Annotated in this window: 13 protein-coding genes and 4 pseudogenes; 5 read left to right on the top strand and 12 right to left on the bottom strand. The window is 65.3% G+C overall.

All coding sequences use genetic code 11. The features are described from left to right. Positions 1–106 precede the first annotated feature (106 nt). The 8 genes and pseudogenes from AC0IX7_RS07015 to AC0IX7_RS07050 all read right to left on the bottom strand — a co-directional run bounded on the left by AC0IX7_RS07015 (position 107) and on the right by AC0IX7_RS07050 (position 10,185). On the bottom strand, positions 107–877 hold the full coding sequence (locus AC0IX7_RS07015; protein WP_471810974.1) for a FadR/GntR family transcriptional regulator: 771 nt from the start codon (positions 875–877) through the stop codon (positions 107–109). A gap of 257 nt (positions 878–1,134) precedes the next feature. Continuing rightward, positions 1,135–2,553, bottom strand: coding sequence for an alpha-N-arabinofuranosidase (locus AC0IX7_RS07020; RefSeq protein ID WP_471810975.1), 1,419 nt, complete (start codon positions 2,551–2,553; stop codon positions 1,135–1,137). Next, on the bottom strand, positions 2,553–3,941 hold the full coding sequence (locus AC0IX7_RS07025; protein WP_471813781.1) for a hypothetical protein: 1,389 nt from the start codon (positions 3,939–3,941) through the stop codon (positions 2,553–2,555). The genes AC0IX7_RS07020 and AC0IX7_RS07025 overlap by 1 nt, the downstream gene beginning before the upstream one ends. 45 nt (positions 3,942–3,986) lie before the next feature. Continuing rightward, a pseudogene (locus AC0IX7_RS07030) lies at positions 3,987–5,512 on the bottom strand (glycosyl hydrolase 115 family protein); the annotation flags it as partial. An 88-nt stretch (positions 5,513–5,600) separates the two neighbouring features. Continuing rightward, positions 5,601–6,704, bottom strand: coding sequence for a TonB-dependent receptor domain-containing protein (locus AC0IX7_RS07035; RefSeq protein ID WP_471810976.1), 1,104 nt, complete (start codon positions 6,702–6,704; stop codon positions 5,601–5,603). Positions 6,705–6,891: 187 nt separating this feature from the next. Continuing rightward, the gene (locus AC0IX7_RS07040; protein WP_471810977.1) at positions 6,892–8,097 is read right to left on the bottom strand and encodes a hypothetical protein; all 1,206 of its coding nucleotides are present in this window, start codon (positions 8,095–8,097) and stop codon (positions 6,892–6,894) included. Positions 8,098–8,207: 110 nt separating this feature from the next. Further along, a complete protein-coding gene (locus tag AC0IX7_RS07045; RefSeq protein ID WP_471810978.1) occupies positions 8,208–8,810 on the bottom strand; it encodes a TonB-dependent receptor plug domain-containing protein in 603 nt (200 codons plus the stop codon). A 460-nt stretch (positions 8,811–9,270) separates the two neighbouring features. Beyond that, positions 9,271–10,185 (bottom strand): EthD domain-containing protein, encoded by a 915-nt coding sequence (locus AC0IX7_RS07050; protein ID WP_471810979.1) that lies wholly within the window; start codon positions 10,183–10,185, stop codon positions 9,271–9,273. A gap of 222 nt (positions 10,186–10,407) precedes the next feature. Here AC0IX7_RS07050 and AC0IX7_RS07055 point away from each other — a divergent pair, with 222 nt between their 5' ends. The 3 genes from AC0IX7_RS07055 to AC0IX7_RS07065 all read left to right on the top strand — a co-directional run bounded on the left by AC0IX7_RS07055 (position 10,408) and on the right by AC0IX7_RS07065 (position 12,759). Continuing rightward, positions 10,408–10,722, top strand: a complete 315-nt coding sequence (locus AC0IX7_RS07055) for a LuxR C-terminal-related transcriptional regulator (protein ID WP_471810980.1) — start codon at positions 10,408–10,410, stop codon at positions 10,720–10,722. Positions 10,723–10,995: 273 nt separating this feature from the next. Then, positions 10,996–11,763, top strand: coding sequence for a bacteriorhodopsin-like (locus AC0IX7_RS07060; RefSeq protein ID WP_471810981.1), 768 nt, complete (start codon positions 10,996–10,998; stop codon positions 11,761–11,763). 81 nt (positions 11,764–11,844) lie between these two features. Continuing rightward, entirely contained in the window at positions 11,845–12,759 is a 915-nt protein-coding gene (locus AC0IX7_RS07065; RefSeq protein ID WP_471810982.1) for a Brp/Blh family beta-carotene 15,15'-dioxygenase, read from the top strand. Here AC0IX7_RS07065 and AC0IX7_RS07070 read toward each other — a convergent pair. From AC0IX7_RS07070 to AC0IX7_RS07085, 4 genes and pseudogenes are all read right to left on the bottom strand, one after another. Continuing rightward, a complete protein-coding gene (locus AC0IX7_RS07070) occupies positions 12,715–13,602 on the bottom strand; it encodes an NAD(P)/FAD-dependent oxidoreductase (protein WP_471810983.1) in 888 nt (295 codons plus the stop codon). The two genes, AC0IX7_RS07065 and AC0IX7_RS07070, sit on opposite strands and share 45 nt — an antisense overlap. A 117-nt stretch (positions 13,603–13,719) precedes the next feature. Next, complete coding sequence (locus tag AC0IX7_RS07075) at positions 13,720–14,145, bottom strand: fasciclin domain-containing protein (protein ID WP_471810984.1); 426 nt, start codon at positions 14,143–14,145, stop codon at positions 13,720–13,722. Positions 14,146–14,264: 119 nt separating this feature from the next. Beyond that, a pseudogene (locus AC0IX7_RS07080) lies at positions 14,265–15,340 on the bottom strand (LLM class flavin-dependent oxidoreductase). Further along, positions 15,337–16,245 (bottom strand): aldo/keto reductase, encoded by a 909-nt coding sequence (locus AC0IX7_RS07085; protein WP_471810985.1) that lies wholly within the window; start codon positions 16,243–16,245, stop codon positions 15,337–15,339. Before AC0IX7_RS07085 ends, AC0IX7_RS07080 begins: the two are co-directional and overlap by 4 nt. 65 nt (positions 16,246–16,310) lie before the next feature. Between AC0IX7_RS07085 and AC0IX7_RS07090 the strand changes: the two are divergent. Beyond that, positions 16,311–17,359 (top strand): annotated as a pseudogene (locus AC0IX7_RS07090) (Gfo/Idh/MocA family protein). Between the two features lie 99 nt (positions 17,360–17,458). Next, a pseudogene (locus AC0IX7_RS07095) lies at positions 17,459–19,417 on the top strand (TonB-dependent receptor); the annotation flags it as partial. Positions 19,418–19,534 lie beyond the last annotated feature (117 nt).

Raw genomic sequence — 19,534 nt, forward strand, 5'->3', positions numbered from 1 at the left:
CCTCGTCCTGTTCAATGCCGCGTCTGGACGCGGAACCAGTAAAAATGTCGATAGCAGCCGCCAAATTGGTCTGACAACTTCTTAAGTTCGGCAGCGCGACGCAGCGTCAGGCGTGCGCACTGCCGCCATATCGCTGACGGGTGGTCGCAAGGGCACGCCGAGCCTCCTCCATTGCCATCTCCTCGGTCCTGAAAAGGAGATGATCCATCACCGACGTCAGATGCGCCCGCATCGCCGCACGTGCTCCCGCCGCGTCGCGCGCACGCAACGCATCGACGATCGCAGCGTGTTCGGCCACGACCGGACGAACCTTGGCATCGCGCGCCTTCGCATGGAGGAGCGCGCATTCGGGCGATGTCGAACGCAGATGCCATAGATCCTCGATCGTCCTGACGACACCCGCATTCCGGGTCGCCTTCGCGATCGCCATGTGAAAATCGCGATCGGCGACCTCGGTGACCTCGACGAGCAAATTCTCGGTGGTCATCGCCTCGACAAGAGCATCCAGGTGATCCACCTCGGCGTCGGTGATCTGCACCGCCGCCAGCGCCGCAGCTTCGCCCTCGAACATGATGCGCGCTTCGGTCAGTTCGAACGCGGTGATCGCGAAACCCGGCTCCTCACCCTGCCCCGGCAAGCGACAAACATACGCGCCCGAGCCGACACGGACTTCGATGAAACCCTGTACCTCCAGCGCGATAAGGGCCTCGCGCACCGCCGGCCGACTGGCGCCATAGTCGATCGCGAGTTCGCGCTCCGCCGGAAGCCGATCGCCGATCGCATAGGTGCCCGCGGCCAGTTCCTCGAACAGCCGACGCGCCAACCGCTGGTAGAGACGATCCTTCGCCGGAGCTTCGTACTTTCCAACACCGAACAACGCGTTGTGGGATTCGGGATTTACCACTGAACTTACCAATCTGATGCCTGACGGCGATCGTACAACGCCACCGGGTCGAGTGGAACGGTCACGTTTGAATAATCGATATGCCGCGGCATCATTCGATCCCGACCACCGCGATCGACTTTGCGGGCATGTCGAAGACGATCCGCCCTGCCTCGACGCGGCCCGAGAACGACACCGGCTTGACCGCGTCCGACGCGTCGAAGCGGTTGTGGCTGTCGATCTGGGGGCGGTCAGTAGCCGGCCCTCGCCGCGCCGGTCAGGTTGGTGCGGACGCGCACGGTGGTATCGGGGCTGACGTTGACCAGCGCGAGGTACAGCTTGCCGTCCCGCCCCCGCGCCGCCGATGCGTCGATCGTCGGCATACTCGCCTTGCCCCGCGTGTAGACCGGCCCCGCGACCAGCGCCGGGAACGGCGTCGCGTCCATGAACGGCTGGTACATGTCGAAGACGTGATAGGTCGGCGTCAGCAGCATCTTCTGCTTGTCGGTCAGGATCATCGCCTGCAGCACGTTCACCATCTGCGCGATGTTGGCCATCCGCACGCGGGCGGTATGTCGGTGGAAGATGTCGAGCGTGAGCGCCGCGACCATCGCATCGCGTAACGAGTTCTGCTGGTAATGCGCGCCCTCGGGAGCCTCGGGCGGCTGGAGATACCAACTGCCCCACTCGTCGACGAAGAGCGCGATCTTCCGCTCGGGATCGGTGCGGTCCATGATCGCCTCAGTCCGCGATACGAGCGGCTCCATCCGCAGCGCGAGCGCGAGTTCGTTCGCCCAGCCGTCCTCGTCGAAGCCGACCGCGGGGCCCTTCGCGCCGTCGGGCATCGCGTAGTAATGGAAGCTGAGTGCCTGCGTCGCGCCCATGTGCGCCATCATCGCGGTGGTAAACGCCTCGAAGTCGCCGCCGCCCTGGACGCTGGCACCGCTCGCCACCTTGACCATCGGATAGCCGCTCGGCGCGCGCGCAAAGATCGCGTAGCGGGCGTTGACGTCGGCCGCGTAATCGGGCCGCATATCCCCGCCACAGCCCCAGGTCTCGTTGCCGATGCCGAAGAACGGCACACGCCACGCCTTGTCGCGGCCGTTGGACTTGCGCTGTTGCACCAGCGTTGATTCCGGCTGGTCGGACGTCATGTATTCGATCCACTGCGCCATATCGCGCGGCGTCATCGATCCGACATTGCCGGAGACGTAAGCGTCCGCGCCGATCAGTTCGGCGAAGTCGAGAAACTCGTGCGTGCCGAACTGGTTGGTGTCGATCGTGTTCGGCCAGTTCATCGTCACGCGGGTCGGCCGCTTCGCGCGCGGGCCGACCCCATCGCGCCAGTCGTAGATCTCGCTGAAGCAGCCGCCGGGCCAGCGGATCACGGGGACATGGATATGCCGCAACGCCTCGACCACGTCGCGTCGATAGCCTCGGATGTTCGGGATCGTGCTCTTCTCGCCGACCCAGATGCCTTCGTAGATGCCCTGCCCGAGATGCTCGGCGAACTGGCCGTAGATGTGTCTGGCGATGACCGGACCGGGCGCCTTTAGATTGACGATCACGTCGGCGGAAACGGGCGCGACCTGCTGTCCGGCCGCGCGATCGTTCTGCGAGGGCAATGCCAGCGCGACCAGGACGCCGACAAGCGCCAGACATGCGCGCATCATGAGCGGACGACCGTCCAGGGGGAAACGGGCTGGCCGGGCTTGGCCGGGCGCGCGGCGATCATTGGCGGTCCGTAATAGGATGTCTTGGGCTCCTCGTTCGAGATCGCGATCGTCTGTAAGACCATTGTCGGATCGATCATGCCGATGGTCAGCGTGTGTCGGCCGGGCTGCTCGGCGGTGATCGTGAACTGCATCGTCCGCGCGTTGTCGGCCGTGTTGATCGCGTGCTTGGCGCCCAGGAAATCCTGTGCTGCACCATCTTCCGGCGTAAAGACCGTACCGATCTCGGGCCGCTGATTATCGAGCCATACCGCCACGCTCAGCTTCCGTCCGGGGATAACCTCCAGCGTCGGGCCGGTGACCAGATCGACGCGGTACTTGCCCGCTGCTGCCAGGAAGATGGGATATTCCAGACGCGGTGCGCGCGTTGGATCCGGAAAGGATGGCGCATCCACCGGGAAGATCGACATCGCCCCTTCGACCCGGCCGAAATCGGGGATCGTGTCCCACTGCGCGCCGCCGACCTGGACCGATCGCACAAAGCCGGTGACCGGCACCCCGAATGCACCGGCAAGCCCGCCGAACGCACCGCGCGCATCCTTCTCCTGCTGCGGCGTGGCGCGAACCGCATCCAGCCGCACGGTGATCGTCGTGTCGCCCTTGACCGCGATCGTCGCCTTTGTTTTGCCTACCGGTGCCTTTGCCCAGTCGACATCGATCCAGAACCGCTTGTCACGCGGCGATGCGCTGAACGCCTTGCCTTCGCGGATCGTCACCCAGGGCTGGTCCGCGGTGACCGTGACCGGCGCTTCGGCCAGCCCGCGCGGGAACACGTCGAGGTAAGTCGGCAGCCGTGTGATGCTGTCGAGCGTCGGCAGGGCCGGGGGCAGATAATAGCCCGGCCACCCGCGGCTGTCCCCGTCGACGCTGACGCCGAAGCCGGTCACGCCATCGAGATCGAGATCGGCGACCGCGGGCATGATGTCGGCCTCAGGCGGATACCAGTCGAAATAGCCGATGTGCGTCTGGTCCATCATGTGGTTCCATTTACCGCCCGCCATGACGTGGTTGTACGTGTCGCGGAGTTCGTGGTCGTATTTGAAACGCCGCCGGACCTCGTCCGCCTCGGCCCTGGTGCTCGCGCGCGCCTGCTCGGCGAACCGGGCGTTGCGCGCGGCGGCGGCATACATCAGCATCAGGTTTGCGCAGGCGCGGACCGGATACAGCACGAGCTGATAGAACGCATCGCGCTGGTCGGGACGCAGCGCAGAGTTCACCGCATCGGCGCGCCGGACGAGGTCGCTCCACGCCTCGCAGATCCGCTCCGTCTCGCGGTAATTCTCGAGGCTGAACGTGTCGGGCCGAAGCTGCTCGGGTTTGCGCATCCCGTTGTATTTCGCATAGCGCGCGGCGAGGAACGCGATCTCGGTGGCATGTTCCGGCCCGAACTGGCGTTCCGCCCAAGCGCGCGTCCAGTCGGCAATCTTGTCCTTGGCGACATCGGCGGATTCCACGCCATCGCCAGGAAGAACTCGATCGGCAGTTCGAGCGGCTTCAGGTCGCCGACATTGGCGATCCACATCTCGTTCGCGCCATATTGGTTGGCGAGGTTCATCTGCTCCCAGATCTTGGGCAGCGGGTTCGAATTGATCCACTGATACGCGAACGGCCCGCCGTGCATGTCCATGTGGAAATAGACGCCGAAGCCGCCCTTGCGACCACGCTCGGCGGGGGTCGGCAGGCGGCGCAGATTGCCGACATTGTCGTCCGCCAGCATCAGCGTCACGTCGTCCGGGATCTTCAGCCCGGCGTCGTAATATTTATAGACCTCGGTGAACAACACCCACACCTGCGGCACCTGTTCGGCGGGCTTGCGCATCCCCTCCGCGATGATCGCGCGCTGGTCGGTGATGATGCCTTCGAGCAGTTTGACGTCGGACTGGAGACCACCGGTGCTCTCCAGCGCGACATCGCCGTCGCCGCGCATCCCGATCGTCACGACGACTTCGTTGTCGCGGTTGCGGACGATCCCCTCGCGGAAGAACTTGGCGACCGCCGGCCCGTTGGTCGCATAGTTCCACGCGCCGTTGCCATAGTCCTTGCGGTTGTCGGTCCATTCCTTGTGCGCGCGCATCATCGGCTCGTGATGCGACGAGCCCATCACGATGCCGTAGTCCTGGGCGAGCGGCGCGTTGGCCGGATCATCGATCGCGAACGCGTTGTTCCACATCGCCGGCCACAGGTAATTGGCACGCAGCCGCAACAGCAGCTCGAATAGCCTGCCGTAGAATTTCGCGTTCATCCCGCCGAACTTCTCGGTAGTCCAGCCCGACAGGCACGGTGCTTCGTCGTTGAGGAATATGCCGCGATACTTCACCGCGGGCGATTGCTGGACATAGCGGCCATGCGCCACGCTCAGATGCGTCTGGCGGACGACGGGCACGTCCGCCCACCAATACCAGGGCGACACGCCGATCATCCGTGACAGGTCGTACGCGCCATAGATCGCGCCGCGCTTGTCGCTGCCGACGATCACCAGCGCTTCGCTGACACCCGGCAGCGGGTTGGCGATCGTCTCCACGACGAACGACTCCCATTTGCCACGGATGCCGGCAACGTCGAGTTTGCCACTGGCGATCATCCGGTCGATCAGCGGGCTATGGCCGATCGACCCGACCAGAATGATGGTCGTAGGTAGACGCGTACGGTCGCCGACGACCTGTGCCGCAGTGCCGGTCACGCGACCGATATCCTCGGCCAGATCGCCCGCGGCCCGACGGACTCCGGGCAAATCGTCCGCATCGACGAACACGGGCATCACGCCGTCGTTTCGCGTGATGTCGAACCCGCGCTTGCGCCGGTCGAACCGCACTGCGGCGGCCAAGGGTGAGGCTAGCAACCCTGCGGCCAACGCGCCGCCCATCATGTTGCCCATTATGTCGCGGCGGGTGATCATCAATTCGTCTCCGCGATCTCGTGACGAGCCGGATATGACCCGTCACCCAGACGGGGCGGCCGCATCACGGCCGCCCCGCACGTGCCACCTAGAACGTGCCGCGCAGACCGATCAGGAACTGGCGACCCGGCTTGTACTGCGTGAAGGTCGCGTTCTCGAACTGGAAGTACGACCGCAACGTCGCGTCCGTGAAGTTCGCGACGTTGATCGTCAGCTGCGGCGCACCCGCAAGGCCGAAGATCTTGTCCAGATCGAACGACGACGAGAAGTCGTACGTCGTATAGTCCGTGCCGAACAACGCCGCCGCAGGAATGCCGTTCTGTGCCGCGCCGCTGTTCTGCGAGCCTTCGCGCGAGGTCGTCGACACGCGCAGCATTACGCCGTTCTTCTCGTAATAGCCGGTGATGTTGTAGGTGAACGGTGCCACGCCGAACGCCTGGGCCGGACCGTCGCTGCGCTGATCGACGACCGTTGCGTTGGCGTTGAAGCCGAAGCCGGTGACGCCGATGTGCTTGGTGATGAAGTCGAGCGGCTGGACCCACTGGAATTCGAGGCCGTTGATCGTCAGCTTGTTGGGCACGTTGACCTGCGACGTGACCTGTACCTGCGCGGCGCTAGGGCCGCCACGCGAGTTCAAGGCGATCTGCTGTGTGGGGTTCAGCGTATCGTACGTGATGCCATATTGCGCCAGATCGCCGAACGGCACCGTGCTGATGAACGTGTTGGTGAACCCTTCGATCGACTTGCGGAAGGCGTTGAAGCTGACGACACCCTCGCGCCCGGTATAATATTCGAAGCCCAGATCGAGGTTGGTCGAGAGATAGGGCTTCAGTGCGGGGTTGCCGATCGTCGCCTGGTCCGCCGAGGGTGCACCGAAATTGACGCCCGGCAGCTGCGCGGACGGATCGGGGCGGGTCATCGTCCGCGAACCGGCCACGCGGACGACGGCATGCTCGCTGACGTCGTAGGCGAAAGTCGCCGCTGGCAGCCACTTCGAATAGACGTTGCGCGTCGAGACGTTGCTGACGATGTTTTCGTAGCGGCTGCCGTCCGGCAATGCGGCCCCGGTCGACGTCGTGTTGCGCGGGTCGGGCAGCGATACGCGCCCGGTGATCGTCTGGATCGTGTTCACATAGCGCACGCCGACATTGAACCGCAGCATGTTGCCACCCAGTTCCTGCTCGCCGTTCACCGTCGCGAATGCCGATTTGACGACTTCGCGGATCGCACCGCCGCTGGCACCGGTGTTGGCAGCACCGGTTTCCGGGCGTTGTCGTGATAGAAATCATAGTTGCTGGCGGCCGCGAACTTCGGCCAGTCGACTGTCACGAACCCTGCCGGACCGGGCGTCAGATAGGTCGGCGCCGCCGAATTCGGGATCAGCGACCCCCATAGCTCACCGGCCCGGTCATGCCTGCGGTCGATCCGGTGCCATAGCCCGGGTAACTCGGATAGCCGGCCGGTATCGTGCCCGGCGCGTTCAGGCCTTCGCAGGGCGGCTGCGAGTTGGGCGAACTGACGAAGGCGCTCGGGTTGTTGCCGCAGACCGCATTCTGCCACGCCTGGCTGTTGTCGTAGCCGCGGATCCGACGGAACACGTCGTCGAATGCGCCGCCGACCTTCAGGTTGAGCGCCTTGCTCCCCCAGGTGAGATCGCCACGCGCGCCCTTGCTCTTGTTGAGCCGGCGTTCGTCGGAGATGTTGACGCGGCTGCCGGCGTTCCAGCCGAAATTGGCCGGATCGTTGAGATCGAGCCCGCTGACGATGCTCGGGATGCCGCCGTCATTGGTGTAGGTCACGGTGTTGCCGACACCCAGCGGGGTCGTCATGCCGACCGATGGGCTTTCGCGGTGGAAGGTCGAACGTGCGTAATTGGCCTGGAGGTTGAGCTTCAGCGTGTCCGAAATCTCCCATTCGCCGCCGGGATTGATACTGAAGAGCTTCGTCGTCTCGGTATAGGGGCGGAATTCGTTGAAGAACTGCGCGTTGGCGAAGGTGCCGCCGGTGACGACGCAGCCGACCGTGCAATCCGCCTTGTCGAACGTCAGGTTCGTCGGAATGATCGCGCCGTTGCGGACGATCCACGCCATGTTCTCGCGGATCAGTTCGTTCTTCTTATAGCCGTACAGGCCGTCGATGTAGAAATGCAGCGTGTCGGTCGGCTGCCATTCCGCGCTCATGATCGCATTGATACGATCGCGTGGCCCGCGAATGCTGGTCGAACGCCCGAGCCGTGGCAACAGAGCGTTGTCGATCTGCTGGATCGTCGCACCGGGGTTGTTGGCGAGCAGGAACGCGCTGTCGATCGGCGTGCCGGCGACCAGACCCGCGCCCGCGCCGACAGGTACCGTAGCGGGGATCGTCCAGTTGCCGCCGGCGGTCGAGTTGCAGCCCGTCGCCGCACCGCACTGCGCTGCGGTCAGCGCCGGATTGGTATAGCCGATCGTCTCGAAGCCGCGCGTGTCGGTAAACAGGCGCTGCGCCGAGACGCCCGCAAGGATGCCGAACGTATCGTTGCGCCAGCTGCCGATCAGCGAGCCACGCGCGCCGATCCGGTCTTCGGGCGACTGCTTGGTACCCTGCACGTTATAGGCGAGGAACGAGGTCGCACGATCGAACGGCCGCGCCGACCGCAGATCGATGTTACCGGCCGCGCCACCTTCGAGAAGGTCCGCGGTATAGCTCTTGTTGACGGTCAGCTTGGTGAACAGGTCGGTCGGGAAAAGCTCAGATCGACCGAGCGATCGGTGCCCTGCGCATCGGTCGCGCCCGAGGATGCCACCGCGATCGTCGCACCGTTGAGCGTCACGTTGGTGAAGTTGGAGCCGAGCCCGCGGATCGCGACGTTCGTGCCCTCACCCGTCACGTCGCGCGTGATCGTGATGCCGGGAATACGATTGAAGGATTCGGCAATGTTCGTGTCCGGGAACTTGCCGATATCCTCTGCGAAGATCGAGTCGGTGAACCCGGTCGCCGCGCGCTTCGCATTGGTCGACTTGGCAAGACTGGAGCGGTAGCCGGTCACGACGATGTCGGCACTGTCCGTCGCGTCGACCGTACCCGGAACCTGGTCGGAACTGGGCAAGCTCGCGGCGGGCGGTGCCGTGGTTGTGGCAGGCGCCGCGGGGGTGGCCGGCTCCGTTGTGGCGGGCGTGCCATCCTGCGCCACGGGCGGCGACGGATCCTGCGTCGGCGGTATGGTCTGCGCCGTCGCGATGGTCGCACACAGCGCGGCCATCGTCGTCGCGCACAACAGGCCGGCGCGCGTCAAACGAGGTACCGTTTTATAGGGTGTCATGGTTCAGGATCCTTCTGGAACCTCGCCGTCGTTGCGGCGAGACGCGGTATTTTATGGTTATCGAAATGCTCGGACGTGACGGCATCCGGAGAATGCGGCGCATGATCCGGTATCTGAGCTGAATTTGGATAGTGCCTGATCACCCTACTCCCGATCACGTCTGTCTAGGCAGCTCGTTGATAGCGGTACCTTACGATCGTTGGTCAACGAGTCAAGGCGGTTCGGTTAGGCCAATTTTTGGCAAGCTAGCCTAGTAAGGCAGACAAATTGCCGTGGGGTAGCGATATCTTGAAGCTGATCTAGATGACCAATTGACGCGACTGGGGTTCGGTAGGTCGGCGCGACAAAGCCAGCGCTGATGGCGTGTCGTTGCGGCGATCATCGCGCGCCATCCGATAGACGGACCTGGGCCGAGCGCCGCGCACCTCGGTTCGGTGCGCGGCGCTCGGCCGTACGCTTCCTAGAGCGCGCCCGTGAACAACAGGGTCTTCGCGTCGGCAGCGATCTGATTGGCGGCACCGAGGCGTTCGATCAGCTGCGCCGGACGGCTGCCGCGCAGGCCGGCGGTCGTGAGCGTCTTGTCTCGGACATAGGTGTAGACGCCGCTGACGGCGAACGCCGCGACATAACCGATATGCGCCTTCTGATCCTCGATAGTGTTCTGGAACAGCGCCGACGCAAAGAACTGACGGCGCGTCAGCGGCGTTTCGAAGGCGAGTTCGAGGATCGCGACCTGCGCGCGTTCGGGCGGCACTTCGTGGCCGACATTGGGCGCTGGCGGTGCGGGATTGGCGTTGTCGTAGCGGTCGGGCTGGTGGAGCCGGACCTTAAGTACCGCCAGATCGCCGGCGAGCGTATCGGCGAACCTGTGCATGAACGTCGCGAACCTGGCTGGATCGGTCTTACCGGCGCCGAAGTGAACGTGGATGCGGTCCAGCCCGTCATCCTCGTTCGGGATCGGGTCCGCGACGCGGTCGACGAACGTGGTCGATCCCGTCGGCAAGGCGTAGGCGATCGTCGCCGCGAACATATTCTGTTCGTCGGCGAACAGGATCGGGCATGCGTCGTCGAACGCGTCCTGGTCGGCCTGCGTTGCGAAGCCGATCTCCACGCCACCATCGAGCACATAGTCGTCGAACGGCGCGATGCCATCGATCGCGGGCCAGAGATGCGCGTCCTGCTCACGGTCGAAATGATTCTGGACGTACCAGCCGAGCCCCGGAATACGCGAACAGAGCGGACCGTGGACGTCGCGCCAATAGGTCGCGAACACCTCGTGCGGGACGCTCGGGCGGCGCAGGACGGTGGTGTAGGAATTGATCGCGATGCTGGCGTCGCGCTCGGCATAGTCGTCGGTGATTGAGATCTTGGTCATGGGATGATCCTTGGACGCGTGTCGGTAACGGCCGAAGCCGGGGCTATGTTCAGGAAAGCGGGTTTCGGAAGGACGGGGTTCAGAAAGCCGGATCAGGGGTCGCGCGCGGTGGTGCGATCGTAGAGGCGACCGTCGGGAAATGCGGCAGGACATGCGTCGCGAGTTCGTCGGCGACCTCCGCGAACGGCCGCTGCAACGGCTTGGGATTGAGCGCGCAACGCCGTGCTTGTCGCGCCGCTGTACGACGAGGAAGACCGGCTGCTGTATTTCCTCGGCTCGCAGGTCGAGATCGATACCAACGCCGCGCCGCCGACCAGCATGCGACGCATCCGTGCGGCGGAAATGGTCAAGGCGCTGTCGCCGCGCCAGGGCCAGGTGCTCAAGTTCGTCGCGCAGGGCCTGCTCAACAAGCAGATCGCTGCCGAACTGGGGTTGGCCGAGAAGACGGTGAAGATGCACCGCGCGATCCTGATGGACCGGCTCGGCCTGACGACCACCGCGGACCTGATCCGGCTCGCGGTCGAGGCCGGGCTCTAGGCCAGATCGCAAGCCGTATATGGGCCAAGGTCCGTATCGCCCCCGCCCCACCCAGGCGTATTTGGTCCATGGTCGTCACAGCGGCTGGGTCTCGGACCGTATTAGCCATCGGTTCCGCGGCTCGGGTGGAATTCCCTCCGTTACCCTTTGAAGTCGCTGTGGCGCCATCCCCGGGTGGACCGAAACCGATCACTCCGTCGGCCCTCGCTCTCCCGCAACAAGGCCGGTTCGCCAGCGTAGCGGGCGCGGCACAGCAAGGTGATGGAGACCTTCATGGACAGCATAACCCCGTTCCAGTTCTCGCTGGTATATAACGCGTTTTCATTCACGTTCGCGACGATGGCCGCGACGACCGCCTTCCTGTGGCTGTGCCGATCGCAGGTCGCGCCGGCGTACCGTACCGCCGTCACCATCTCGGGGCTGGTGACCGCGATCGCCGCCTATCACTACCTGCGGATCTTCGAGAGCTGGAACGAGAGCTATTCGCTCAAGGACGGGATCATCACGGGCACCGGGTTCGCATTCAACGACGCCTATCGTTACGTCGACTGGCTGCTGACCGTGCCATTGCTGCTGATCGAACTCGTGCTCGTGATGCGCCTGTCGCCCGAGCAGACCTCGTCGAAGACGGTGCGGCTGGGTTCGGCCGCCGCACTCATGATCGTGCTGGGCTATCCCGGCGAGATCGCGACCGACATTCCGACCCGCGCGCTTTGGGGTACGTTGTCGGCGATCCCGTTCATCTACATCGTATGGGAATTGTTCCGCGGGCTCGGCGACTCGATCGAGCAGCAGCCGGCCGTCGCGCGTGACCTTGTGCGCAAGGCCCGTCTGCTAACCTTCGCGTCTTGGGGTTTCTACCCGATCGTCTACATGGCGCCCTATGCCGGGATCAGCGGCGCGACCGCGACGACCGTCATCCAGCTCGGCTACACGATCGCGGACATCGTCGCGAAGGCTGGCGTCGGCGTGCTGATCTACATGATCTCCGTCCGCAAGTCGCAGGTCGAGGCGCATGGCGTCGCCGTCCACAATCATTGATACCGATGCTTCCGCTCGGGTTGCGGCATCGGCTGCCGTGACAAGCCTAGGCCGCCGCGTTCCTCGGGGCGCGGCGGCTTCGTGCATCCTGGATTCTGGCTGGCTGCCTTGTACCTCGCGACCGCATTGGCAGCGGGGCTGTCGCTCGATGGACCTATCGCGACGCTGATCGCCACGATCGTCTTCATCGGCGGGGGCATGCCGCATGGCGCCTACGACATCGCGTTGCTCGCACGCACGGGCCGCCTCGGACGCCACGGCCTCGCGCTTGCGGTCGGTGGCTATGTCGGGATCGCCGTCGCGATGGCCGTGATGTGGGTAGTAAGCCCGCTGATCGCGCTGGTCCTGTTCGTCGCGGTCGCCTCGGTCCATTTCGGCGAGGACTGGACGATGATCGACGAGCCTTTGCTCAAGGTCGCGGCCGGGACCGCGATCATCGCCGCGCCCGCGATCGGCCACCCGGCGGAGGTCGCGCGGTTGTTCGTCGCGATGGTAGGCGGGCCCGGTGGCGAAACGGTCGCGCGGTCGCTGATCGCGGTCGCGCCGGTCGCGCTGCTGGTCACGATCATCGGCATCAGCGACGCCTGGCGGAACGGTGCGCGCGAATGGGCTGCGGCGACGGCGGTTGCGATTTTAAGCCTGATTATCGCGCCGCCGGTGGCCGGGTTCGCGCTGTTCTTCGTGTTCCTGCACTCCACCGCGTCATTTGGCCGATGCGCGGATCACACTGGGCGGGGTTTCGCAGCGCTGGTGGCTGGCGACGGGGCGGCCTTGTCGGTGGCGGCGATCAGCGGCTGGGTCGTGTTCGCTAACAGCCTTGGACGGTCCCTGCCCGCGGATCTGACTGCGCAGGCGTTCCAGTTGCTCGCGACCGTCGCGGTGCCGCATCTGGCATTTTCGAAATGGATCGAGCGACGGCTGGCGCGGGGCGATCGCCAGCACTTCCCGGCATCAGGGGCTGGCGAGAATCTGCTCGGCAAGGTGTCGGCCGGATAGCCAGGCGCTTTCGATCCGCGGTGCCACCAGCCAGTCGCCCGCCGCGCCGATCTGCTCGCCGGCGTTCCAGAGCGAGCCGAGATCCAGCCCTGCCGTCTTTGCGTAGCGCCAGCGATGGGCGGTACGAAATATCGGTGTGGGTAGTCCTTCCTCGGCGTGCTCGGCCAGCGCCGCCTGCAACCGATCGACCACCGTATCGACGGGCTGCTCCAGATGTTCGTGCGACCAGTCCGGCGTTGCCTGGACGACCCAGGATTCCGGGCCCTGGCGTCCCGGCTTGGCGCTGTTCCGCGCGGCCCAGCCGATGATCCCGGCATCCTTGAGCACGTCGTGCGGGATCGTCAGCGGCGCGTCGAAGGCGAACATCGCGGTCCAGCACGGAGCCGACCGGCAGCCCAAGGCTTCGCTTGCCATCGCCGGGTCGTGCGGTGCCAGCAACGGCGCGGCCTGTTCCGCGGGCGTTGCGATGACGACGGCGTCGAACAACGCGCCCGTCGTATCGGGTTCGACGACCCAGCCCGCGGCCGTCCGGCGGACATCGGTGATACGAGAATTCCAGCGCACATCGGTCTGCGCCGCGAGATGTTTGACGATGGCGTTCATGCCGGGCGTGCCGACCCATGCATCGGGGCCCGCGGCGGGCCAGGGCGCGACGACTCCGGCCGACTTCCATGCGTGCATCGCGGCGACGAAGTCTTGGTCGCGCATCGTCAGATATTGCGCGCCGTGATCGAAGGCTGCCTCGCCTGCGGGGGTGTCGGAGCGCCGCGTCGCCATGCGACCACCGGCGCCACGGCCCTTGTCGAACAGCGTCACCGCACAGCCATCCTGCTGAAGACGCACCGCGCAGGACAGTCCGCGATACCCGCACCCACGATCGCAACCTTCACGCATGTCTCCAAACAACGATACCGGGACGATCAGGTCCGGTATCGAGTACATATCAATTACGCTGGGCGATCAACCGGTTGGTAGCAGGACCGTGTCGATCGCGTGGATCACGCCGTTGGTGCAGGCGATGTCGGCGGAGATCACGCGTGCGCCGTTGATGGTGACGCCGTCGGTGCCGTCGACATGCACGGTCGAACCGCCAGCAGTCGCGGGATCGAGCACCTTGCCGCTCACGTCGTCGGCCATGACCGCGCCCGGCAGGACGTGGAGGAGCAGGATCGCCGTCAGCTTCTCCTTGTTCTCCGGCTTGACGAGGTCGTCGACCGTCCCTGCCGGCAGCGCCGCGAAGGCCGCGTCGGTCGGCGCGAAGACGGTGAACGGACCCTCGCCCTTCAAGGTATCGGCGAGGCCCGCCGCGCCGACGGCGGCGACCAGTGTCGTGAACGACCCTGCGGCAACCGCGGTGTCGACGATGTCATGCTTGGTATCGGTCATGGTCTATCCTGGAAATGAGGCTGATGCCGGTGTCCGGCGCGCGTCCTTCCCATCAAGCCAGTGTCGGTGCGATATGACCTTTGGGTCGTATCGCAAGCCCAGCACGTGATTCGAGCCGCTCAGGCGTCGGTCGCGACCGATAATGGCGCGTGGTTCATTCGCGGCAGCACGTGGCGCGCGAACAGGTCGGCTTCCGCGGCGTGCGGATAGCCCGACAGGATGAACGCCTCGATCCCCATATCCTGGTACATGGCGAGCTTGGCGAGCACTTGATCGGGATCGCCGACGATCGCCGCGCCGCAACCCGAGCGCGCGCGGCCGATGCCGGTCCAGAGATTGTCCTCGGCATAGCCATCGGGCGATGCGCCCTCGCGCAGGGCCGCCTGCGCTGCGACGCCCGCAGACCCCGAATCCAGCGACTTGGCGCGGATCGCGGCACCCTGTTCCACATCGAGCTTCGAGAGCAGGCGATCGGCGTACACCCGCGCCTCGTCCTCGGTCTCGCGGACGATGACGTGCGCGCGGTAGCCGAAGCGCAGCGTGCGGCCGTGGCGGGCGGCGCGTGCGGTCATGTCGGAGATGATGTCGGCGACCTTCTCGCGCGTGTCGGGCCACATCAGATAGACGTCACATTCCTTCGCTGCCGCCTCGCGCGCGTCCGGCGACAGCCCGCCGAAATACATCAACGGCGCCTTACCCGACACGGTGCCGATCCGCGGCGGGTCGAGCTTCAGTTTCCAAAACTCGCCGTCATGATCGAGCGGCTCGCCGTTCAGCAGCGTCTTGAGGATCCGCATCAGCTCGACCGTGCGGGCATAGCGCGGGCCGGACGCCAGCGTCTCGCCGGGCAGGTCGGACGAAATGATGTTGGTGTTGAGCCGCCCGCCGAGCATCCGGTCGATCGTCGCGATCTGGCGCGCGAGTTGCGGCGGCCAGCTTTCGCCGACGCGCACCGCCATCAACAGCGCCAGCCGGCGGAGCATCGGCGCGATCGCTGCGGCGAACGCGGTCGTGTCGAGCCCTAGCGAATAGCCCGAGGGAGAAGGATGTTGTCGTAGCCGCCGGTCTCCGCCTGGAGGACGATATCCCGGCAATGCTCCCAAGTCGATTGCAGCCGAGGATCGGGCACGCCGAGAAACTCGTAATCGTCGTCGCACAGCGCCGAGAACCAGCTGACTTCGCAGGATCTGGTCATGGCAGCGCCTCGCCGCGCGCCGCGATCAGGACATCGTACCAGTCCTGCCGGGTCCAGGTGATCGCGAAGGCCTGCGCGAGTTCGGCGATGCGCGCCGGGTTCTGCGTGCCGACGATCGGGATCGCGCGCACCGGATGCGCCATGATCCAGCTATAGGCCGCCGCCGACCGGCTCGCGCCCGTCTCGGCCGCCTTGCGATCGAGCGCCGCCGCCACCGCTGCGCTGCGCGCGTCGGCGGGTACACCGAGCCGGCCACCGCCGAGCGGCGACCAGGCGAGCACCGCCATGTCGCGCTCCATCGCCTGATCGAACAGCCCGTTTTCGAGCGGTTCGAGGTGGAGTGGCGAAAATTCCGGCTGATGGCTGACGAGCGGAATGGTCAGGAACGACGCCAGCGCCTGTGCCTGCGCGGGCGTGTAGTTCGACACGCCGACCGCGCGCACCTTGCCCGCCGTGACCATATCCTCGAGCGCACGCGCCGCTTCCTGCGGGTGCGTCAGGATATCGGGGCGATGGATCTGGTAAAGGTCGACCTGCTCGACACCGAGCCGGGTCAGCGAGGCATCGAGCGCCTTCGCCAGATAGGCCGGACCCGAATTATACGGTAGCGGCGGGAGGATGCCGCCCTTGGTGGACAGGACCATCCGCTCGCGCAGGCCGGGCGATTCTGCGAAGACGCGGCCGAGCAGCACTTCCGCATCGCCGAACCCGCCGGCGCCATCGAAACCATAGATGTCGGCTGTGTCGAACAGCGTGACGCCCGCCTCGAACGCCGCCTCGATCAGCGTGCGTCCTTCGGCGACGCCGACTCCGGCGAACCGCCACATGCCCCAGGCTATCGGGCTGACAAGGATTCCGCTCTTGCCGAGTGGAATGGCTTTGGGTGTAGGATCAAGCTGCGACATCGCTGTCACGAATAGGGGTAATAGGCTTGGTCGAGCAAGTACGTTATGGGCTGGTCGGAACCGGCATGATGGGGGTCGAGCATCTCCAGAACCTCGCCGTCACCCCGGGCGCGGTCGTGACGGCGATCGCCGATCCGGTGAGCATTTCGCTCGGCTGGGCGCGCGATGCGCTTGGTCCGCGCGGCGATGGGGTGCAGGAATTTGCCGATGCGGCGGCGCTTGCCCGCAGTGGGCTGGTTGATGCGGTGATCGTCGCAAGCCCGAACTTCACGCACCGCGCCGTGCTGGAGCCGCTGTTCGACGCGGACGTCGCGATCCTCTGCGAAAGCCGCTGGCGACGACGCTGGAGGATGCCCGCTGGGTCGTCGACCGTGCCGCGCAGATGACACGACCGTTCTGGACCGCGATGGAATATCGCTACATGCCGCCCGCCGCCGCGTTTATCGAACAGGTGCATGGCGGCCGGATTGGGCGCTTGCGGATGCTGTCGATCCGCGAACATCGCTTTCCGTTCCTGCCCAAGGTCGGCGACTGGAACCGCTTCAGCCGCAACACCGGCGGGACGATGGTCGAGAAATGCTGCCATTTCTTCGACCTGATGCGGCTGATCGTCCGGTCGGAACCGGTCCGCGTCTATTGCTCGGGCGCGATGGACGTGAACCATGTCGACGAGCGCTATGACGGCGAACGGCCCGACATCATCGACAACAGCTACACGACGGTGGACTTCGCCAACGGCGTCCGCGCGATGCTCGACCTGTCGATGTTCGCGGACGGTGCCGAGAACCAGGAGGAGATCACCGCGGTCGGCGATGCAGCCCGGCTCGACGTGCTGATCCCCGAAGGCGCGCTGGTGTTCAGTCCGCGCACTGGCTTCCTCAACCCGAAACAGGTCGAGCGGCAGGTGATCGAGGTCGACCGGACCGCACTCGACGCGGGCAGCCATCACGGCTCGACCTTCTACCAGCATCAGAAGTTCATCGCTGCGGTGCGCGGCGAAATCGACGTCGAGGTTAGCGCGCGTGACGGGCTTATGGCGGTCGCGATCGGTACAGCGGCGGAGATCAGCGCGCGGACGAAACGCGTCATGGAAATGGCCGAACTGGGGTTCTGAATGAAGCCATACTTTGCGCGCCCCAAGGCGAAATCGTGTATGACAGCGCAGGACACTGTTTAACCTACCGTTGAAGTAGGAATTGTGGAGGGGACGCGCATGAAAACGCATTGGTTGCTGTCGGGGGTGGCCTTGGCCGTGGGGCTGAGCGCACCGGCTTGGGCGCAGGACGCAGCACAGCCGCAGGTCGCAGCCCCGAGCGCGCCCGATGCGTCCGTGCCGGGCGAAATCGTTGTCACCGCGCAGAAACGCTCGGAGCGTCTGCAAGACGTGCCGGTCGCGGTATCGGTAATCTCTGGCGCGCAGATCGCAGCGCAGGGCGCGGTGAACCTCGAAGGCGCGCAGTACCTCGTGCCGACGCTCAACTTCCGCAAATCGGGCACGACGATCAACCAATCGCTGTTCCTACGCGGGGTCGGCACATCGACCTTCTCGGTCGCGGGCGAGCCATCGATTTCCACCGTCGTCGACGGCGTCGTCTACAGCCGCGCGGGTGAGGCGTTCAGCGACCTGATCGACATCGACCGGATCGAAGTCCTGCGCGGACCGCAGGGCACGCTGTTCGGCAAGAACACGAGCGCCGGCGTCATCAACATCGTCACCCAGCGTCCCGGCAACGTCCTCGCCGGCTCGGTCGAAGGATCGTTCTTCACCGGCAACGGCAATGAATATCGCACGCGCGCCGCACTCGACATTCCGGTGAGCGAGACGATCAAGAGCCGCTTCACCGGCTTCTACGGCAATTACGCGGGCAACATCCGCAACATCGCGCACGATAACCGCCGCGTGAACGGGTACGAGCATTACGGCTTTCGCGGCATGGTCGTCGCCGACGCGACGCCCGACCTGACCTTCACACTGATCGGCGACTATCGGCGGAGCAACGACGATTGCTGCGCCGAGGTCATCGGCACCACGCCGACCACCGGCCTCACCGCCAGCGTCCTGCCCGATCGCAACGGCAACAAGTCGCGCACCGTCAACCAGGACCTGATCACGCATACCGACGAGAAGAGTTGGGGCGTCTCGCTGCAGGCCGACGCGACGCTCGGCACGCAGACGGTGACGTACATCGGCTCCTACCGCGAATACGACAATACCGAGATCCGCGACGGCGACTGGCTGCCGACCGCGTATGTCGGCGCCAACCAGCTTCACGATTTCGGGCCGCAGACGAGCAACACCTTCACGCAGGAAGTCCGGATCGCGTCGCCGTCGAACCAGTTCTTCAGCTACGTGGTCGGCGCGTTCTACTCGCGCGCGGAAACCGAGCGGACGTTCCGCCGCGACGACGTCGTCTGCACCGCCACGCCGACGCCGACCGTGCTCACCCCCTGCTCGACCGGGGGCACGACGGTCACCCGGCCGACCGGCACCGCTGTGTTCGGCTCGACGTTCAAGAACCTCGCCTTTTCCGGGCAGGGCGTCTTCAACCTCACCGATCGGTTCCGCGCGATCGCCGGCGTCCGCTACACCAGCGACCAGCTCGACGTCTTCCACAGCCGCGTCACGACGCTTGCGGGGCCGGGCATCAACCCGAGCTTCGGGCCGTTCGCGGGCAAGACCACCAACACCAACTGGTCGGGCAAGGGCGGGCTGCAATTCGACCTGGCACCGCAATCGACCGCCTACGCGACCTATTCGCGAGGCTATAAGGGGCCAGCGTTCAACATCTTCTACAATCTCGGCGCGACCGGCACCAACGTGATCGATCCGGAAACCGCCGACAGCTACGAAATAGGCCTGAAGAACACGCTGTTCGGTGGCAAGCTGGTGATCAACATCGCGGCCTATTACGCCAAATACCATAATTTCCAGGCGAACAACCCGGATGTCGTCGCGGGCGTGCTTGTCACCCGCTTCACCAACGCAGGCGACATTTCGACCCGTGGCGGCGAACTCGACCTGCTCTACCGTCCGGTCCGCGACCTCAACATCTCGGGCGGGCTCGCCTATACCGACGCGCATGTCGACCAGTTCAAGATGCCGACCAACGGCTCGACCACCGGCGTCGTGCCCGCAGGCACGCAACTCGGCTACGCGCCGCGGTGGAAGGGATCGCTCGGCGGCGACTACCGAGATCCGCACCGGCGGCAGCATCGACTTCACCGTTGGCGCGCAAGGCTCATACCAGTCCAGCCAGATCTCGCAGTTCGACGCGAGCGCCGCGATCCG

Source organism: Sphingomonas sp. AC411, from assembly GCF_979253035.1.

What these genes read in the sequence shown, in the direction of transcription:
- AC0IX7_RS07020 (WP_471810975.1), bottom strand. Translation starts at nt 2,553, where the DNA reads ATGCGCGCATGTCTGGCGCTTGTCGGCGTCCTGGTCGCGCTGGCATTG.
- AC0IX7_RS07050 (WP_471810979.1), bottom strand. Translation starts at nt 10,185, where the DNA reads ATGACCAAGATCTCAATCACCGACGACTATGCCGAGCGCGACGCCAGC.
- AC0IX7_RS07045 (WP_471810978.1), bottom strand. Translation starts at nt 8,810, where the DNA reads ATGACACCCTATAAAACGGTACCTCGTTTGACGCGCGCCGGCCTGTTG.
- AC0IX7_RS07060 (WP_471810981.1), top strand. Translation starts at nt 10,996, where the DNA reads ATGGACAGCATAACCCCGTTCCAGTTCTCGCTGGTATATAACGCGTTT.
- AC0IX7_RS07085 (WP_471810985.1), bottom strand. Translation starts at nt 16,245, where the DNA reads ATGTCGCAGCTTGATCCTACACCCAAAGCCATTCCACTCGGCAAGAGC.
- AC0IX7_RS07025 (WP_471813781.1), bottom strand. Translation starts at nt 3,941, where the DNA reads ATGCGCAAACCCGAGCAGCTTCGGCCCGACACGTTCAGCCTCGAGAAT.
- AC0IX7_RS07075 (WP_471810984.1), bottom strand. Translation starts at nt 14,145, where the DNA reads ATGACCGATACCAAGCATGACATCGTCGACACCGCGGTTGCCGCAGGG.